This window comes from Halorubrum ezzemoulense DSM 17463 (genome assembly GCF_002114285.1).
Taxonomy (GTDB): Archaea; Halobacteriota; Halobacteria; order Halobacteriales; family Haloferacaceae; genus Halorubrum; species Halorubrum ezzemoulense.
Genome location: NZ_NEDJ01000036.1, coordinates 1 through 15,474 on the forward strand (window position 1 = coordinate 1; position 15,474 = coordinate 15,474).

At 71.1% G+C, this 15,474-nt stretch carries 15 protein-coding genes and 1 tRNA gene; 10 read left to right on the forward strand and 6 right to left on the reverse strand.

Annotated features, from left to right (window positions below; translation table 11 throughout):
* Positions 1–491: Y-family DNA polymerase (locus B9H04_RS10735; RefSeq protein ID WP_455583608.1), on the reverse strand; the 491-nt coding region annotated here is incomplete at its 3' end.
* Positions 492–635: 144 nt separating this feature from the next.
* Between B9H04_RS10735 and B9H04_RS10740 the strand changes: the two genes are divergently transcribed.
* Positions 636–2,420, forward strand: coding sequence for a hybrid sensor histidine kinase/response regulator (locus B9H04_RS10740; RefSeq protein WP_049930153.1), 1,785 nt, complete (start codon positions 636–638; stop codon positions 2,418–2,420).
* A gap of 115 nt (positions 2,421–2,535) precedes the next feature.
* Positions 2,536–3,852 (forward strand): MFS transporter, encoded by a 1,317-nt coding sequence (locus tag B9H04_RS10745; RefSeq protein ID WP_049930157.1) that lies wholly within the window; start codon positions 2,536–2,538, stop codon positions 3,850–3,852.
* Positions 3,853–3,900: 48 nt separating this feature from the next.
* Here B9H04_RS10745 and B9H04_RS10750 read toward each other — a convergent pair whose 3' ends face one another.
* Positions 3,901–4,335, reverse strand: coding sequence for a hypothetical protein (locus B9H04_RS10750; RefSeq protein ID WP_241988200.1), 435 nt, complete (start codon positions 4,333–4,335; stop codon positions 3,901–3,903).
* A gap of 134 nt (positions 4,336–4,469) precedes the next feature.
* Between B9H04_RS10750 and B9H04_RS10755 the strand changes: the two genes are divergently transcribed.
* Both B9H04_RS10755 and B9H04_RS10760 read left to right on the forward strand, forming a co-directional pair.
* Complete coding sequence (locus B9H04_RS10755) at positions 4,470–4,748, forward strand: zinc ribbon domain-containing protein (protein ID WP_085682695.1); 279 nt, start codon at positions 4,470–4,472, stop codon at positions 4,746–4,748.
* 75 nt (positions 4,749–4,823) lie between these two features.
* A complete protein-coding gene (locus B9H04_RS10760; RefSeq protein ID WP_049930161.1) occupies positions 4,824–5,498 on the forward strand; it encodes a hypothetical protein in 675 nt (224 codons plus the stop codon).
* A 25-nt stretch (positions 5,499–5,523) separates the two neighbouring features.
* On the opposite strand, the gene B9H04_RS10765 is transcribed toward B9H04_RS10760, so the two are convergent.
* Positions 5,524–6,381, reverse strand: a complete 858-nt coding sequence (locus tag B9H04_RS10765; protein WP_049930162.1) for a 3-hydroxyacyl-CoA dehydrogenase family protein — start codon at positions 6,379–6,381, stop codon at positions 5,524–5,526.
* 211 nt (positions 6,382–6,592) lie between these two features.
* On the opposite strand from B9H04_RS10765, the gene B9H04_RS10770 reads away from it, so the two are divergent.
* The 3 genes from B9H04_RS10770 (at position 6,593) to B9H04_RS10780 (ending at position 10,213) form a co-directional block, all read left to right on the forward strand.
* On the forward strand, positions 6,593–7,396 hold the full coding sequence (locus B9H04_RS10770; RefSeq protein ID WP_049930164.1) for a class I fructose-bisphosphate aldolase: 804 nt from the start codon (positions 6,593–6,595) through the stop codon (positions 7,394–7,396).
* Positions 7,396–8,289: a class 1 fructose-bisphosphatase gene (locus tag B9H04_RS10775; protein ID WP_049930165.1), complete on the forward strand. Its 894-nt coding sequence runs from the start codon at positions 7,396–7,398 to the stop codon at positions 8,287–8,289. Before B9H04_RS10770 ends, B9H04_RS10775 begins: the two co-directional genes overlap by 1 nt.
* A gap of 112 nt (positions 8,290–8,401) precedes the next feature.
* Positions 8,402–10,213, forward strand: coding sequence for an acyl-CoA carboxylase subunit beta (locus B9H04_RS10780; protein WP_049930167.1), 1,812 nt, complete (start codon positions 8,402–8,404; stop codon positions 10,211–10,213).
* Between the two features lie 24 nt (positions 10,214–10,237).
* On the opposite strand, the gene B9H04_RS10785 is transcribed toward B9H04_RS10780, so the two are convergent.
* On the reverse strand, positions 10,238–10,786 hold the full coding sequence (locus tag B9H04_RS10785; protein WP_085682696.1) for a VTT domain-containing protein: 549 nt from the start codon (positions 10,784–10,786) through the stop codon (positions 10,238–10,240).
* A gap of 136 nt (positions 10,787–10,922) precedes the next feature.
* Between B9H04_RS10785 and B9H04_RS10790 the strand changes: the two genes are divergently transcribed.
* Both B9H04_RS10790 and gfo6 read left to right on the forward strand, forming a co-directional pair.
* Positions 10,923–11,510: a redoxin domain-containing protein gene (locus tag B9H04_RS10790; RefSeq protein WP_085682697.1), complete on the forward strand. Its 588-nt coding sequence runs from the start codon at positions 10,923–10,925 to the stop codon at positions 11,508–11,510.
* A 67-nt stretch (positions 11,511–11,577) separates the two neighbouring features.
* Positions 11,578–12,669 carry a D-xylose 1-dehydrogenase Gfo6 gene (gene gfo6 / locus B9H04_RS10795; protein WP_049930171.1) on the forward strand — a complete coding sequence of 364 codons (1,092 nt, stop codon included), beginning with the start codon at positions 11,578–11,580 and terminating at the stop codon, positions 12,667–12,669.
* A gap of 24 nt (positions 12,670–12,693) precedes the next feature.
* On the opposite strand, the gene B9H04_RS10800 is transcribed toward gfo6, so the two are convergent.
* Positions 12,694–13,536 (reverse strand): aldo/keto reductase, encoded by an 843-nt coding sequence (locus B9H04_RS10800; protein WP_049930172.1) that lies wholly within the window; start codon positions 13,534–13,536, stop codon positions 12,694–12,696.
* A 398-nt stretch (positions 13,537–13,934) separates the two neighbouring features.
* Positions 13,935–14,005, reverse strand: a tRNA-Gly gene (locus B9H04_RS10805).
* Positions 14,006–14,112: 107 nt separating this feature from the next.
* On the opposite strand from B9H04_RS10805, the gene B9H04_RS10810 reads away from it, so the two are divergent.
* Complete coding sequence (locus B9H04_RS10810; protein ID WP_085682698.1) at positions 14,113–15,390, forward strand: PQQ-dependent sugar dehydrogenase; 1,278 nt, start codon at positions 14,113–14,115, stop codon at positions 15,388–15,390.
* The last annotated feature ends 84 nt before the right edge of the window (positions 15,391–15,474 follow it).

The following is a 15,474-nucleotide window of genomic DNA, read 5'->3' on the forward strand; positions in this document are numbered from 1 at the left end:
CCGCCACCCCCGGCGACCGCCCACGAGGTCCGGTCGGTGGCGTCGAGGTACGCCTCGTCGATGCTCACCTCCCGGCGCGTGTCGGCGCAGTCGCGTAGGACCTCCTTCACCTCGCTCGCCACGTCCTCGTAGAAGTCGAGGTCGACGGGGAGGTACCGCCCGGTCTCCTCCGGGTCGGGCGCGTCCGGGTCGTCGGGGTCCGCGTCCGCGCGGCGGGGGAGCAGCTCCAAGGCCTCCGAGATCGGCATCGCGCTCTCGACGCCGAACTCGCGGGCCTCGTAGCTCGCCGTCGCGACCGCGCCGATCGACTCGCCCGGTTCGTACCCCATCCCGACCACGACGGGCTCGCCCGCGAGGTCGGGGCGGCGCAGCCGCTCGCAGGATGCGTAAAAGCAGTCCATATCGACGTGGCAGACGACGCGGTCCGCGTCGTCGTCCCCGCCGCCGGCGCCCGGGAGCGTCTCCCCGGCGACTGGCGTCCCGCCGGTCATCGATCCCGACTCCGCGCTCCGCGGTCTTAAGAACCAGCCACGCGCGCCGGAAGTGGAACGCGGACCGCGGTCGCCGCCGCCCCCGGATCCAGATCCGATAGCCGGGTCGGTAGTCGTTTATTCCTCGCGATCGTTCGTTCACGTATGCCCGCCGCGATCGACGTGTTACACGTCGACGACGACCCGTCGGTCCTCGACCTCACGGAGGCGTACCTCGAACGCGAGATCGACTCCGTGGCGGTGACGAGCGTGACCGACCCCGAGACAGCCTTGGACCGGCTCGACGAGGCCGCCTTCGACTGCGTGGTCAGCGACTACGACATGCCCGCGATGGACGGGCTGGAGTTCTTCGACGTGTTCAGCGACCGCCACGGGGAGACCCCGTTCGTGCTGTACACCGGGAAGGGCTCGGAAGAAATCGCCAGTCAGGCGCTCAACGCCGGGGTCACCGGCTACTTCCAGAAGGGCGGTCCCGAGCAGCTCCGCCGGCTCGCGAACCGCGTCGATCAGGCGGTCGAGGAGCACCGGACCAAAGAGATCGCCGAGCGCTACTCGACGGTCATCGAGGCGCTCGGCTACCCCGTCTACGTCGTCGACGAGACCGGCGTCTTCCGGTTCGTCAACGAGCCGTTCGCCGAGCTCACCGGCTACGACCGCGAGGAGATCATCGGCCAGAAGCCCGGGTTCATCAAGGACGACGCGGCGGTCAAAGAGGCCGAGGACCGCCTCGGCACGATCCTCTCGTCTTCGGGGCCCGACGTCCAGCATTTCGGCGTCGACATCGTCCCGAAGGAGGGAGAGCCGATCCCCTGTCGCGACCACATGGCCGCGCTGCCGTACGAGGGCGACTCGTTCAACGGCAGCGTCGGCATCCTCCGAAACGTCTCCGACGAGCGCGAGCGCCGCGCGGAACTGGAGACGAAGACCCGCGCCCTCGACGAGGCGCCGGTCGGGATCACCATCACGGACGCGGACCGGGAGGACAACCCCATGGTGTACGTCAACGACCGGTTCGTCGAGATGACCGGGTACGACCGCGAGGAGTCGATCGGCGTCAACTGCCGGTTCCTCCAAGGGCCGGACACGGAGGAGGAGTCGGTTCAGGAGCTCCGCCACGCGATCGACGCCGACGAGCCGACGAGCGTCGAGCTGCTGAACTACCGGAAGGACGGGACGGAGTTCTGGAACCGAGTGAGCATCGCCCCGATCTGCGACCCGGACGGGACCGTCACGCACTGGGTCGGCTTCCAGGAGGACATCACGGCGTTCAAAGAGCGGGAGGCGGCGCTCGAACGACAGAACGACCGGCTCGACTCCTTCGCGAGCATCGTCTCGCACGACCTGCGGAACCCCCTCAACGTCGCGCAGGGCCGGGTCCAGCTCGCCCGCGAGGCGTCGGACGACGCGGAGAACCTCGACGCCGCGCTCGACGCGCTCGCCCGGATGGAGTCGATCGTCGAGCGGACCCTCGCGCTCGCCCGCGAGGGAGAGACGGTCGGCGACCCGGAGCGCGTCGACCTCGCGGACGTCGTCGCCGACAGCTGGTCAACCGTCGACACCGCGGACGCGACCCTCTCGGTCGAGACCGACCGCGAGGTGCTCGCCGACCCGGACCGCCTCCGGAACCTCTTCGAGAACCTGATGCGCAACGCGGTCGACCACGCCGGCGACGACGTCTCGATCCGGGTCGGCGACCTCTCGGACGGCTTCTTCGTCGAGGACGACGGGTCGGGGATCGACCCGGCGGTCGCCGACTCGCTCTTCGAACCCGGCGAGAGCGGCGGCGCGGGCACCACCGGATTCGGCCTCGCGATCGTTCAGGAGATCGCCACCGCGCACGGGTGGACGGTCGAGGCGACGACCGGCGAGGACGGCGGCGCGCGGTTCGAGGTCCGCGGCGTCGACAAGCGGACCCCGGCGACCCCCTGAGCCGCTCGGTCTCGGTCGACACCGAGACCGCGGTTCGACGCTCGTCGGCGACCGAAACCGGATCGACTCCCCCCGTTCACAAGCGCCTTTATCATCCGTTCCGAACCCAGAGTGAATGGGGCTCCTCTCCGGCGTCACCGACACCGACCGGCGCGTGATCGTGCTGGCGCTCGCGCGAATGGTCGGCGCCGCCGGGAACTCCTTTCTCATCGTCGTCCTCCCGCTGTACATCACCAGCGACCTCGTCGACATCGAGGGGTTACTCGGCGTCGAGGTCGGGGTCGGCGCGGCCGCGGTCACGCTGACCGAACCGCTCCTCATCGGCGTCGTGCTCTCGCTTTTCGGCTTTCTCAACAGCCTCTCGCAGCCGTTCACGGGGCGGCTCTCCGACCGCGTTGGCGCCCGTCGTCCGTTCGTCCTCGCCGGAATCCTGCTCCTCGGAACCGCGAGCGGGCTGTACACGATCGCGACGAGCTACCCGGTGCTGGTGGCGCTGCGGGCGATACAGGGGCTCGGCGCGGCGCTCATCATCCCCGCCACGGTCGCCCTCGTGAACGAGTACGCCGCGAGCGACGCCGACCGCGGCGGCAACTTCGGCGTGTACAACACGTTCCGGCTCATCGGCTTCGGCTTCGGCCCGGTCCTCGCGGGCGCGGTCGTCGCTCGCGGGCCGTACGACCTCTCCGCCGTCGGGCTCCCGGTCCTCGACGGCTTCGACGCCGCCTTCGTCGCGGCCTGCGCGGGGGCGTACCTCAGCTTCACGCTCGTGTTCCTGCTCGTCCGCGACGCCGACGTCGAGGCCGAGGCGGGCGACGACGTGTCGATCCGGGTCCGCGGCGAGGACCGCCTGCTCGACCCCGTGTTCACGCTCGGGCTCGCGACCGTCGCCATGGGCGCGTGCATCGCCCTGTTCGCGACGCTCCAGAACCAAGTGAACGTGCGGCTCGACCAGCCCCCAGTGTGGTTCGGCGCCCAGTTCGCGGCCGTGACGATAGCGAACGTGGTCTTCCAGGTCCCCGTGGGCCGCGCCAGCGACCGGATCGGCCGCCGGCCGTTCCTGCTCGCCGGCTTCGTCATCCTCGTCCCGACGACGCTGCTTCAGGGGATCGTGACCGAGCCGGCGCTGATGATGCTCGTCCGGCTCGGCCAAGGGATCGCGGTCGCGTGCGTGTTCGCCCCGTCGCTCGCGCTCGCCGGCGACCTCGCCCGCGAGGGGGAGTCCGGGACCACCCTGTCGGTGCTCACGATGGGCTTCGGCTTCGGCGTCGCCCTGGGGCCGCTGGCCTCCGGCTGGCTCTACGGCTTCGGGTTCGTCGTGCCGTTCGCCGTCGGGGCCGCGGCCGCGGCGGTCGCGCTGGTCGCGGTGTTCACGCAGGTGGAAGAGACGCTCAATACCGGCGACGAGCCGGCCGCGGCGGCCGGCGCGGACTGAGCGGGAGAGCGGGCGGAAATCCGCACCCGGCGCTCGTTTCGCGCGTCGTCAACACTCAGCTTCGGCGTAGTACATGCCTCCGCCGTTCTCGTCGACCGGACTGAACGCGGATACACACCCGTCGTCCTCACTCTCTTGTGCCACGCTCTCCGTGAATAGACTGGCTTCGTCGATCGAATCCGCGGATATCGTGAGTTCCAGGTCTCCCTCACCACTCATCCAACTTTCTTTTAAATACACTCCGCCCGTCGCTCCGCCTTGCTTCGGGCCGAATCGGAACCCGTCCTCGGATACGACCTCGTCGCCTCGCTCCGCAACTATCGTGACACCGACGGTCTCGTCCCGCAGATTCACCACGTCTATCTCCCGAATTTCCACCTGCGGGTCGTCGTCGGAAATACAACCGGCGGTGAGCCACCGCGAGGGCTCCGAGGACCTCGCGGCGTCTCCGTTTCGGCACTTCGGTTCACAATCCGGAAACATCGTTTAACCATGCGGCCCGTCGGAGTTCTCTGTTCCGACGAGTACAATCCGAGGCGCGTCCGGGTAGCAGACACGTCCTCTCGGCCCCCTCCGCAGTCAACAGAGCCAAACCGGTCGCGGCCGAACCGCCTCGCGTGCCGAGCGACCGCCTCCGCTGCGTCGACTGCCGCGAGCCGATCCCCGCCGACGCGCGGATCTGCCCGCACTGCCGGACCATCCAGCCGTCGCCGCTGCTGGACGTGGGCGTCGTCGTCGCCGGCGTGTTCGCGCTGCTGTTCGGCGTCGTCCTGACGGTGATGACCGTCGGGACCAGTCGCCTCCTCGGGTTCGTCCTGCTCGTCGTCGGGTTCGGCCTCGCGGTCGGCGGGTACACGCGATACATCGCTCGACGAGCGACGAGCCGGGCGCGGTGAGTCCGCCGCTCGCCGCCCGTTTTCCGTCCTCGCGGCTGCGACAATTTAAGTAGCAGCGCGCGCCACGGTACGGACATGCTCACCCCACTCAACGGCGGCTTGGTCCTCGCGGGGCTGGCGCTCGCGTTCGTCGGCGCGGCGGTCTCCGTCTACGCGGTGACGCTGACGGGGCTGCTCGTCGGCGCCGGCGCCGGCTACCTGCTCGCGCCGAACGTCGTCGGCCTCGTCGCGGTCGACGGCGCCGTCCTCACCGCCGGCGCGGTCGCGGTCGGCGGCCTCCTCGGCGGCTTCCTCGCGTACGTCGGGCTCTCCTTCGCGGTGCTCGGCATCGGCGCGGTCGTCGGCGGGTTCGCCGGGCGGTTCGCCGTCGGCCCCTTCTACGCGGCGGACGCCGCGGGGGTCGAGGGGACGGCGCTGCTCGTCGGCGCGACGCTGGCGGGCGTCGCCGTCGGCGCGCTGTTCGGGTTCGTCCTCACCCGGACGACGCTCGTGGTCTCGACGGCGCTCATCGGCGCGGCGTTCGCCTCGCGGTCGCTGACGCCCGCGAGCTTCGAGACGGCCGCCGCGGAGACGACCGTCCAACCCCTCCTCTTCGACCTCTCGGCGCCCGCGTTCCTCGCGGTGTTCGTCCTCGGGGCGCTCTCGCAGCTGGGGCTGTTCCGGTTCGGCTACGTGACGAAGCTCGTCGGGCTGCTGCCCGGCGCGCGCCGGTGGACGGCGGACGACGACCGCGACGCGGACGCGGCCTGACCGCCTCTCAGACGCCCCGACGCGGTCACTCGTACTCGTAGAACCCGCGACCGGTCTTCTTGCCGAGGTCGCCCGCCTCCACCTTGCGCTTGAGGAGGTACGCCGGCTTGTAGCGGTCGCCGAGTTCGTCGTGGAGCGTCTCGCTTGCGTCGAGCGCCACGTCGAGGCCGATGTGGTCGGCGAGTTCGAGCGGCCCCATCGGGACGTTCGTGCCGAGCTTCATCCCGCGGTCGATGTCGGCCTTGTCGGCGACGCCCTCGTCGTACGCGCGGATCCCCTCGTTTATCCACGGCATCAGGATCCGGTTGGTGACGAACCCGGGCTTGTCGTCGGACTCCCACGTCTCCTTGCCCAAGTCCTCGGCGAAGGCGTGCGCGAAGTCGACGACCGCCGGGTCGGTGCGCTCGCCCACCACGACCTCGACGCCGTCCATGATCGGGACGGGGTTCATGAAGTGGAGGCCGACCACGTCGCTCGCGCGCTCCGTCGCGCTCGCGATGGTCGTGATAGACAGCGTGGAGGTGTTCGTCGCGAGGACGACGTCGTCGTCGGTGACGCGGTCGAGGTCGCCGAACACGTCGCGTTTTACCTCGAGGTCCTCGATCACGGCCTCGACGACGAGGTCGGCGTCCGCGAGGTCGTCGAGGGCCGTCGTCCCCGTGATCCGGTCGCGGACCGCTTCGGGGTCCTCGTCGAGCGCGCCCTTTCCGGCCAGCCGGTCGAGGCTGTCCTCGACGCTGTCGAGGCCGCGCTCGACGTACTCGCGCTCCACGTCCCGCATCACCACGTCGTATCCCGCCGACGCCGCGACCTGCGCGATCCCGTTGCCCATCGTCCCGGCGCCGACGACGCCGACGACCTCGATTTCGGAAAGCGTTCGCATGTGACTCGCTGCCGCGCCGCGGCTGGTAAGTATTGCGAAAGCCGGGCCCGAACGCGTTCGCGCCGGAGAAATTAACAATTCGAGTAGTAACGCGTTTCGAAGCCGATCGCGCAAAAACGACCCGAGGCGCCGCTCAATCGGCCGCTAAGTTTCTTTACGTCCGCCGACTTCACCACAGCCCTTTTTACGTATGTAACGGAACTACGAACTGATGCTTCCTCACGCCGCCGACGACATTTCGCGCGACGGTAAGTCGCTCATCCTCGCGTACGACCACGGGCTCGAACACGGGCCGGTCGACTTCGAGCCGAACCCGGACACGGCGGACCCGGAACGGATCTTCGAGCTCGCCACCCACGAGGCGGTCACCTCGCTCGCCGTCCAGAAGGGGCTCGCCGAGGCGTACTACCCCGACTACGAGGACGAGGTCAACCTCCTGTTGAAGCTCAACGGGACCTCCAACCTCTGGCGGGGAGAGCCGAACAGCGCCGTCAACTGTACGGCCGAGTACGCGGCCGAACTGGGGGCCGACGCGGTCGGGTTCACGGTCTACGGCGGGTCGAACCACGAGGTAGCGATGGCCGAGGAATTCCGCGACGCGCAGGAGGGCGCCCGCGAACACGACATGGCCGTCGTCATGTGGTCGTACCCGCGCGGGCAGGGGCTCCGCAACGACGCGAGCCCGGACGTCATCTCGTACGGCGCGCGGCTCGGCCTGGAGCTCGGCGCCGACGTGGTGAAGGTGAAGTACCCCGGCTCCGCCGAGGCGATGGGCGACGCCGTCGAGATGGCCGGCCCCGCCGACGTCGTCATGTCCGGCGGGACGATGCGCGACGACGAGGCGTTCCTCCGGAACGTCTCGAACGCCATCGACGCGGGGGCCACCGGCATCGCCGTCGGCCGAAACGTCTTCCAGCGCGACGAGCCCGAGCGCATCCTCGACGCCTTGGAGGCCGTGATCTTCCAAGAGTCCGACCCGGCCGAGGCGCTGGCCGTCGCCGAGAGCGACGACTGATGTCCTCACCGGACTCGACCGTCGACGCGGTGTTCGACGCGGTCGCGGCGACGGCCCCCGAGATCCGCGCCGCGCTCCCCGGCCGCCGCGTCGAGAGCGGGACGGAGAACGAATCCGGCGAGTCGGTGCTCGCGGGCGACCTGTACGCCGACGAGCTCCTCGGCGACGCGATAACCGCGGTCGACGGCGTCGGCTCGTTCGTCAGCGAGGAGCGTGAATCGGCGGTCGACGCGGGCGGCGCCGTCGGGAGCGGCGCGGGCGACGCGCTCGCCGTCGCGATCGACCCCCTCGACGGCTCCTCGAACCTCCGGTCGAACAACGCGATGGGCACCGTCGTCGGCGTGTACGACGCGCCGCTGCCCGCGAGCGGCCGCGACCTCGTCGCCGCCGGCTACGTCCTCTACGGCCCGATCACGACGATGGTCGTCGCCGACGAGACGGGCGTCCGCGAGGAAGTGGTCACCGCCGACGGCGACGGCGTCGAGAGGTCCGTCGTCGAGGCCGACCTCTCGCTGCCGGCGACCCCGACCGTCTACGGGTTCGGCGGCCGGGTCCCCGACTGGCCCGCGGACTTCCGCGCGTACGCCCGATCGATCGAAGACGAGCTGAAGCTCCGGTACGGCGGCGCGATGGTCGGCGACGTGAACCAGGTGCTCACCTACGGCGGCGTGTTCGCCTACCCCGCCCTCCGGAGCGCGTCCGAGGGGAAGCTCCGGCTACAGTTCGAGGCGAACCCGATCGCCTACATCGTCGAGCGCGCGGGCGGCGCGTCCTCGGACGGAACCGGCTCGATCCTCGACGTGGAGCCCGAGGCGGTCCACCAGCGCACGCCGGTTTACGTGGGCAACGAGGCGCTGATCGAGCGGCTGGAAGCCGCCGTCGACGCGGAGTAGCAGCGGGGTACCGCTCCGGACGAGCGGCGCGCCGCCCCGGGCCGCCGGCCGACGCGGGCCCGCCGAATCCCGCATGGAAAACTGTTTAGGATCTACCGCAAATCTTGCGTCCATGAAAGTCCACGTCGGCGCGGCGGCGACGCCCGAGGAGGCTGCGGCGATCGCGAAGTCGCTCGCCGAACACCTCGGCGTCGACGTCGACGTCCACGTCGAGGGCGAGGAGACGCCGGTCGCCAGCGCCGAGCCGTCCGAGCCGAGCTACCCGCTCGACGACGACCTCGGACCGACCGACCGCGAGCGCGACCTCCGCGCCGAGATAGCCGACATCCGCGAGGGCGGCCCGGAGAAGTACCGCGACCGGCTCTCGGAGCAGGGGAAGCTGTTCGTCCGCGACCGCCTCGACCTCTGGTTCGGCGGCGAGGGCGGGACCCGCGGGACCGGCGACGCCGGCGCCGCGGACGGCGACCCCGCGGGGGTGAAGTTCGAGGACGGGAAGTTCGCCGCGTTCGACGACTGGCACCCCGACGCGCCCGCCGACGAGGACGAAGCGGGGAACGAGCGCGGCGGCGACCGCCTCCCGGGCGACGGCCTGCTGACGGGCGCGGCCGAGTTCGAGGGGCGCGACGTCCACTTCATGGCCAACGACTTCACCGTGAAGGCGGGGTCGATGGCGTCGAAGGGCGTCGAGAAGTTCCTCCGGATGCAACAGCGGGCGCTGAAGACGGGGAACCCGGTGCTCTACCTGATGGACTCCTCCGGCGGTCGGATCGACCAGCAGACCGGCTTCTTCGCCAACCGCGAGGGGATCGGGAAGTACTACTACAACCACTCGATGCTCTCCGGCGCGGTGCCGCAGATCTGCGTCCTCTACGGCCCCTGTATCGCCGGGGCCGCCTACACGCCCGTCTTCGCGGACTTCACTGTGATGGTGGAGGACATGTCCGCGATGGCGATCGCCTCCCCGCGAATGGTGGAGATGGTCACCGGCGAGGAGATCGATCTGGACGACCTCGGCGGCCCCCGCGTCCACGCCGAGGAGTCCGGCTCCGCGGACCTCGTCGCCCGCGACGAGGAGCACGCCCGCGAGCTGGTCGCCGACCTGATCGGCTACCTCCCCGACCGGGCCGGCGAGAAGCCCCCGCGGCGCGAGACGAAGCCGCCGAAGCTCTCGCCCGACGGGATCGACGAGCTGATCCCCGAGTCGCCGAACCGCCCGTACGACGCCCACGACCTGATCGACCGGATCGCCGACGCCGAGTCGGTGTTCGAGCTGAAGGAGGGGTACGGTCCGGAGATCGTCACGGCGTTCTGCCGGATCGACGGGCGGCCGGTCGGCGTCGTCGCCAACCAGCCGACGGAGCGGTCGGGCGCGATCTTCCCGGACGCCGCGGAGAAGGCCGCGGAGTTCATCTGGACCTGCGACGCCTACGAGATCCCCCTGCTGTACCTCTGTGACACGCCCGGCTTCATGGCGGGCTCGCAGGTGGAGAAGGACGCCATCTTAGAGAAGGGGAAGAAGATGATCTACGCCACCTCCTCGGCGACGGTGCCGAAACAGACCGTCGTCGTGCGGAAGGCGTACGGCGCGGGCATCTACGCGATGGGCGGGCCGGCCTACGACCCCGAGAGCGTCATCGGCCTTCCCTCCGGCGAGATCGGCATCATGGGCCCCGAAGCCGCGATCAACGCGGTCTACGCCCGGAAGCTCGCCGAGATCGACGACCCCGAGGAGCGCGCCGCCGAGGAGGAGCGCCTCCGCGAGGAGTACCGCGAGGGGATCGACGTCCACCGCATGGCGAGCGAGGTCGTCATCGACGAAATCGTGCCGCCCTCGGACCTCCGCGCCGAGCTCGCCGCGCGGTTCGACTTCTACGAGGACGTTCAGAAGGACCTGCCGGACAAGAAGCACGGGACGATCCTCTGACCGGACGAAACGGGCGGAGCCGGGCTACAGCGCCGCGACGAGGTCGCCGCCGAACAGCCCGACTGCGCTCTCGACGCCGAGCGCGACGGCCAGCCCGATTCCCAGGAGCGCGCCGGCGTAGGCGGCCGACCCGAGCAGCGACGCGGCGGCGAACCGCGGCGCGGACACCGACGACGCGCGCGCGCTGGGCACCGCGAGCCACCCGCGCGTCCCGGGGACGGCGTGCGAGGCGGCGACCGCCGGGAGCCCCCACCGGTCGAGCCAGCGCGTCGCGCCGTCCAGTCGCCCCGCGTCGACCGGGACGGCCCTCGACGCCGTCGGATCCAGGTCGAACCGACGGACGGCGACGAAGAGCAGCGACTGGCCGGTCGTCGCCCCGACGACGGCCGCCGCGAACACCGGGACGACCGCCACAGCGTCGACCCCCGCGGCGACCACCGCTGCGACAAAGAGCGTCCGCGCTGGCAGCACCTTCCCGACGAGGGCGCCTTCGAGCGCGAAGACGACGAAGACCGCGACGGCGCCGTAGGTGCCGACGAGGGCGAGCGCCGTCTCGGCGTGGGCTCCGATCACGACCGCCCTCCGGGCCCCACAGCTAAAACACCCCCCGAGCCGGCTGTTCGCACGCGTCAGGCCGCTCCGCGGACCCGGTCGCGGTCGCCGCCCCCGCCTCGGGTGGCTATTTATCGGCCGCGGGCCTCGTGGACGCATGGTCACCGTCGGCGACACCGCCCCCGACTTCGCCGCGCCCGCGGTCGGCGGGGCTCCGGAGGGCGACGCGGAGCGCACCGCAACCGAACTGGCGCTGTTCCGGTTGGTCGAGGCGCACGACGCCGTCGCTCTCTGTCTCGCGCCCGCGACGTTCGTGCCGCCCTGTACCGCGGCGCTCGCCGCGGTCCGCGACGCCGGCTGGCACGACCGCGACGGCCTCGCCGTCGTTGCGCTCACGGGCGACTCGCTGTACGCGGCGTTCGCGTACGCCGACCGGTTCGGACTCCCCTTCCCGGTCGTCGCCGACTTCCACGGCGGCGTCGCCGAGTCGTACGACCTGCTCGCCGACTCGTGGGAGGGGCATTCGGGCATCCTGCGGCGCGCGACGGTCGTGATCGACGGGGACTGGACGGTCCGGTTCGCCGAGGCGACCGACGATCCCCTCGACCGCGCCGACCCGGCGCCGGTCCGGCGCGCGGCCGAGACGCTCCGCGAGATCGGGATCGACGTGGACCGGCCGCGGGTGAACTACGACGGGCCGTGGTGGGCGCGGCGCGGACGAGCGCGACGGCGGCGCGGTCCGTGACTCGCCCGGTCGCGTCACGCGTCGGCGTCGCCGTGGTTATTTGACGCCCCCGCGCGGAGGGGGCGACATGGACGCCGCCTTCGCGGAGTACCTCGACGAGTTCACGCGCCGCGACTGGGAGACGCTCGACCCGGCCGCCGTCGCCGACCCGGTCAGGGTCGCGGTCGTCGGCCTCGGCTGGTTCGCCCGGGAGTGGGCGCTGCCCGGCATCGCGCGGTCGGCGTACACCGAGGCCACCGTCGTCAGCGACGTCGACCCCGCGGCGGTCGAAGCGGTCGCCGCCCAGCGCGACCTGACGGGCCTCACGCCCGAGGAACTGCGATCGGGGGCCGCCGCGGACGCGTACGACGCCGTCTACGTCGCGACGCCGAACGCGACCCACCTGGAGTACGTCGAGGCCGCCGCACAGCAGGGGAAGGCGGTCCTCTGCGAGAAGCCGCTGGAGGTGACGCCGGAGCGCGCGCGGAAGCTGGTGGCGGCCTGCCGCGACGCCGGGGCGCCCCTGATGGTCGGCTACCGGATGCAGACCGACCCCGCCGTCCGGCGGCTCCGCGACCTCCTCGACGCGGGCGTCGCCGGCGAGGTGATCCACGTCCACGCGACGATGTCGCAGACGATGCTCGGCGAACTCGGAAGCGACACGGACCAGTGGCGGCTCGACCCCTCGCTGTCGGGCGGCTGCGCGGTGATGGATCTGGGCGTCTACCCGCTCAACACGACGCGGTTCGCACTCGGCGAGGACCCGGTCCGGGTGTCCGGCCGGACCCGGTCGGAGCACGAGGCGTTCGCCGACGTGGACGAGCACGCCTCGTTCCGACTCGAGTTCCCGGACGACGTCGACGCGTTCTGTACGGTGAGCCAGAACGCCCAGCACGCGAGCCGGCTGGAGGTCACCGGGACGGACGCCAGACTCGTCCTCGACCCGGCGTTCTACGAGCGCGAGGACCGCGGATTCGCCGTGGTTCGCGGCGGGACGCGGGTCGATGTCGACTTCGAGCAGGTCCACCAGATCGAAGAGGAGTTCGCCTACTTCGGTCACCAGCTGCTGGCCGACGAACCGTTCCACCCCGACGGCGAGCACGCGCTCACGGACATGCGCGCGCTCGCCGGCGTCTACGAGTCGGCCGAGACCGGGCGGCCGGTCGAACTCGGAGACTGAGCCGCGACCGCGGCTGCGAGCCCACTACTGTTCGATCCCGTACACGTCGCTCGTCCAGTCGCGGGCCGGGGTGTCGTACACCGGGGCGTCGCGGTCGCGCCCGTCGAGCCGTCGCCGATCGGCCTCGTCGAGCTCCCAGTCGAGGTCGGCGTTGGCCCGGACGTGCTCCGGGGTCGACGAGCGCGGTAGCGGGACGACGCCGCGGTCGATCGCCCACCGGATGATCACCTGCGCCGGGTGCTTGTCGTACTGCTCCGCCAGCTCGGCGACGACCTCGTCGCCGAACACGTCGGTCCGCGCGAGCGGGGCCGCGGCCTCGATCACGGTGTCGGTCTCGCGGCAGTAGTCGACGAGGTCGGGCCGCTGGAACCACGGGTGAAACTCGATCTGGTTGACCGCGATCGGCACGTCGGAAATGTGGTGCGCGCAGCTGAGCTGGTACGCGCTGAAGTTCGAGACGCCGATATCGCGGACGAGCCCCCGCTCGCGCAGCTCCGCCATCGCCTGGAGCGTCTCGCGCAGAGAGATGGCGGGGTTCGGCCAGTGGATCAGGTACAAGTCGAGGTAGTCGGTGCCGAGCCGGTCGAGCGACGCCTCGCACGATTCGATCACCGACTCGTAGTTGAGGTTCTTCGCGAGCACCTTCGAGGTGAGGAAGACGTCGTCGCGGTCGACGTCGCTCGCCGCGAGCGCCTCCCCGATGACCGCCTCGTTGCGGTACCCCTCCGCGGTGTCGATGTGCGCGTAATCGGCGTCGAGCGCCGCCCGAACGCTGTCGGCCGTCTCGTCGTCGTCGAGGTCGTACGTGCCCAGCCCGAGCGCCGGCAGCTCCGCGCCGCTTGGGAGCGTCTTCGTTGGTACGGTCACGCGAGGGGGGTTCGCCGGATCACCGATTGAAACTACCGGTCGGGGAATCTCGTGCGGCGGCGCGTGCCTGCGAGGCCGCCACGCGGCCGAGCAGCACGCGCGAGGGAGTCGTGAGCGAAGCGAGCGGAAGTCAGGCCGGTACATGACCGCAGGGAGTACACCGGCCGAGATTCGAACTCAGAATCAGACGTGCCCGCTCACGGCTCGCTCCACTCGCCGTTCGCTGCGCGCGACTGATAGCGCTCAAGTCTCTCTCGGTGATTCTGCTCACTTCGTTCGCAAGTCCGCTGAGCGGAGTGAAGCGGACGCTGGCTGGCGCAGTCAGTCGGAAAATGCACCGGCCGAGACTCCCGCAAGCAGAGCGAGCGGGAGTCAGGTCGGGGCACGACCGCAGGGAGTGCACCGGCCGAGATTTGAACTCGGGTTGCAACCATGGCAAGGTTGCGTGATACCACTACACTACCGGTGCGTGCTTCGCATCCGATCGTAGTCCGGGTCGGAGATATAAGGGTTCCGAACGACGGTCGGCGGAAGGGTCATCGGTGCCGCGCCCCCACACGGATCCGTACCCGAACGATGACCGACCTGCCCGACCGCGCCGACCGACGCACCGTCCTCCGCGCGACCGCCGGGCTCGCCGGCATCGCCGCGTTTCCCGCCGTCGCCGGCTGTCTCGGGGGCGGCGGCTCTCCCGGCGGCGACGAGGCCGGAGGCTCCGGCGACGACGGCGGCGACGCCCCGCCGGACGACGGCGCGGGCGTCGCGTACGACGTCGAGACCGTCGCGGAGGGGTTCGAGAACCCATGGGCGCTCGCCTTCCTACCCGACGACGGTCGCCTGCTGGTCACAGAGCGACCGGGACGGCTCTCGCTTGTCGACCCCGCGGACGGGGCCGTCGAGGCGGTCGCGGGCGCGCCAGAAGTGTTCGCGGAGGGGCAGGGCGGCCTGCTCGACGTTGCGGTCCACCCGGACTACCCGGCCGACCCGCGCGTCTACCTCACGTACGCGGCGGCGAACGACGCGGGCGAGGCGACGACGCACGTCGGGACCGGACGGCTCTCGCTCGACGGCGGCGACGCGCCGGTGCTCGACGAGTTCGAGCCAATCCGGGTCGCCGAGCCGTTCCGCGGCGGCGCGAACCACTTCGGCTCCCGGGCGACGTTCGGCCCCGAGGGGTCGCTGTTCGTCACGGTCGGCGACCGGCGCGACACGGACTTCGGACCCGACCACGTCTCGCAGGACCGTTCGAACGAGCTGGGCGCGACGCTGCGGCTGACCACGGACGGCGACGCCCACCCCGACAACCCGTTCGTCGACGACCCGGACGCGGCCGACGCGCTGTACAGCTACGGGCACCGGAACCCGCAGGCGATGGCGGTGCGGTCCGAGACGGGCCGGATCTGGCAGTGCGAGCACGGCGAGGAGGACGGCGACGAGATCAACGTGATCGAGCGCGGCGGCGACTACGGCTGGCCGGTCGCCAGCGAGGCGTGCCGCCACGGGACCGACGCCCCCTTCGCGCCGGGCCACGAGGACCGCGACGGCGTGATCGCGCCGGTCCACCACTGGCCGTGCGGGTCCGGCGGCTTCCCGCCGAGCGGCGCGGTCTTCTACGACGGCGACGCGTTCCCCGAGTGGCGGGGCGACCTGTTCGCGGGCACGCTCGCGGCGCGGTACCTCGGGCGGTTCACGGTCGACGGTGACGGCCTCGACGCGACCGTGACCGAGCGCGAGCCCCTGCTCGCCGACCGCGGGTGGCGCATGCGCGCGGTCGCGGTCGAACCGGACACGGGGAACCTCTACGTCGCGGTCGATGACGGCGACGCGCCGGTGGCGCGGGTCGTTCCGGCGTGAGGGGTTGCCTCCGCGGCGACGCGGATCCGTGTGACGAGTTGGCTCGGATTCGCGGGCGGAATCCCCGCGCAGACCCCGTGTGAA

Bases quoted from the DNA above. Each gene is read 5' to 3' on its own strand.
- B9H04_RS10740 (WP_049930153.1), top strand. From the start codon at position 636: ATGCCCGCCGCGATCGACGTGTTACACGTCGACGACGACCCGTCGGTC.
- B9H04_RS10745 (WP_049930157.1), top strand. From the start codon at position 2,536: ATGGGGCTCCTCTCCGGCGTCACCGACACCGACCGGCGCGTGATCGTG.
- B9H04_RS10750 (WP_241988200.1), bottom strand. From the start codon at position 4,335: ATGTTTCCGGATTGTGAACCGAAGTGCCGAAACGGAGACGCCGCGAGG.
- B9H04_RS10760 (WP_049930161.1), top strand. From the start codon at position 4,824: ATGCTCACCCCACTCAACGGCGGCTTGGTCCTCGCGGGGCTGGCGCTC.
- B9H04_RS10765 (WP_049930162.1), bottom strand. From the start codon at position 6,381: ATGCGAACGCTTTCCGAAATCGAGGTCGTCGGCGTCGTCGGCGCCGGG.
- B9H04_RS10770 (WP_049930164.1), top strand. From the start codon at position 6,593: ATGCTTCCTCACGCCGCCGACGACATTTCGCGCGACGGTAAGTCGCTC.
- B9H04_RS10775 (WP_049930165.1), top strand. From the start codon at position 7,396: ATGTCCTCACCGGACTCGACCGTCGACGCGGTGTTCGACGCGGTCGCG.
- B9H04_RS10780 (WP_049930167.1), top strand. From the start codon at position 8,402: ATGAAAGTCCACGTCGGCGCGGCGGCGACGCCCGAGGAGGCTGCGGCG.
- B9H04_RS10790 (WP_085682697.1), top strand. From the start codon at position 10,923: ATGGTCACCGTCGGCGACACCGCCCCCGACTTCGCCGCGCCCGCGGTC.
- gfo6 (WP_049930171.1), top strand. From the start codon at position 11,578: ATGGACGCCGCCTTCGCGGAGTACCTCGACGAGTTCACGCGCCGCGAC.
- B9H04_RS10810 (WP_085682698.1), top strand. From the start codon at position 14,113: ATGACCGACCTGCCCGACCGCGCCGACCGACGCACCGTCCTCCGCGCG.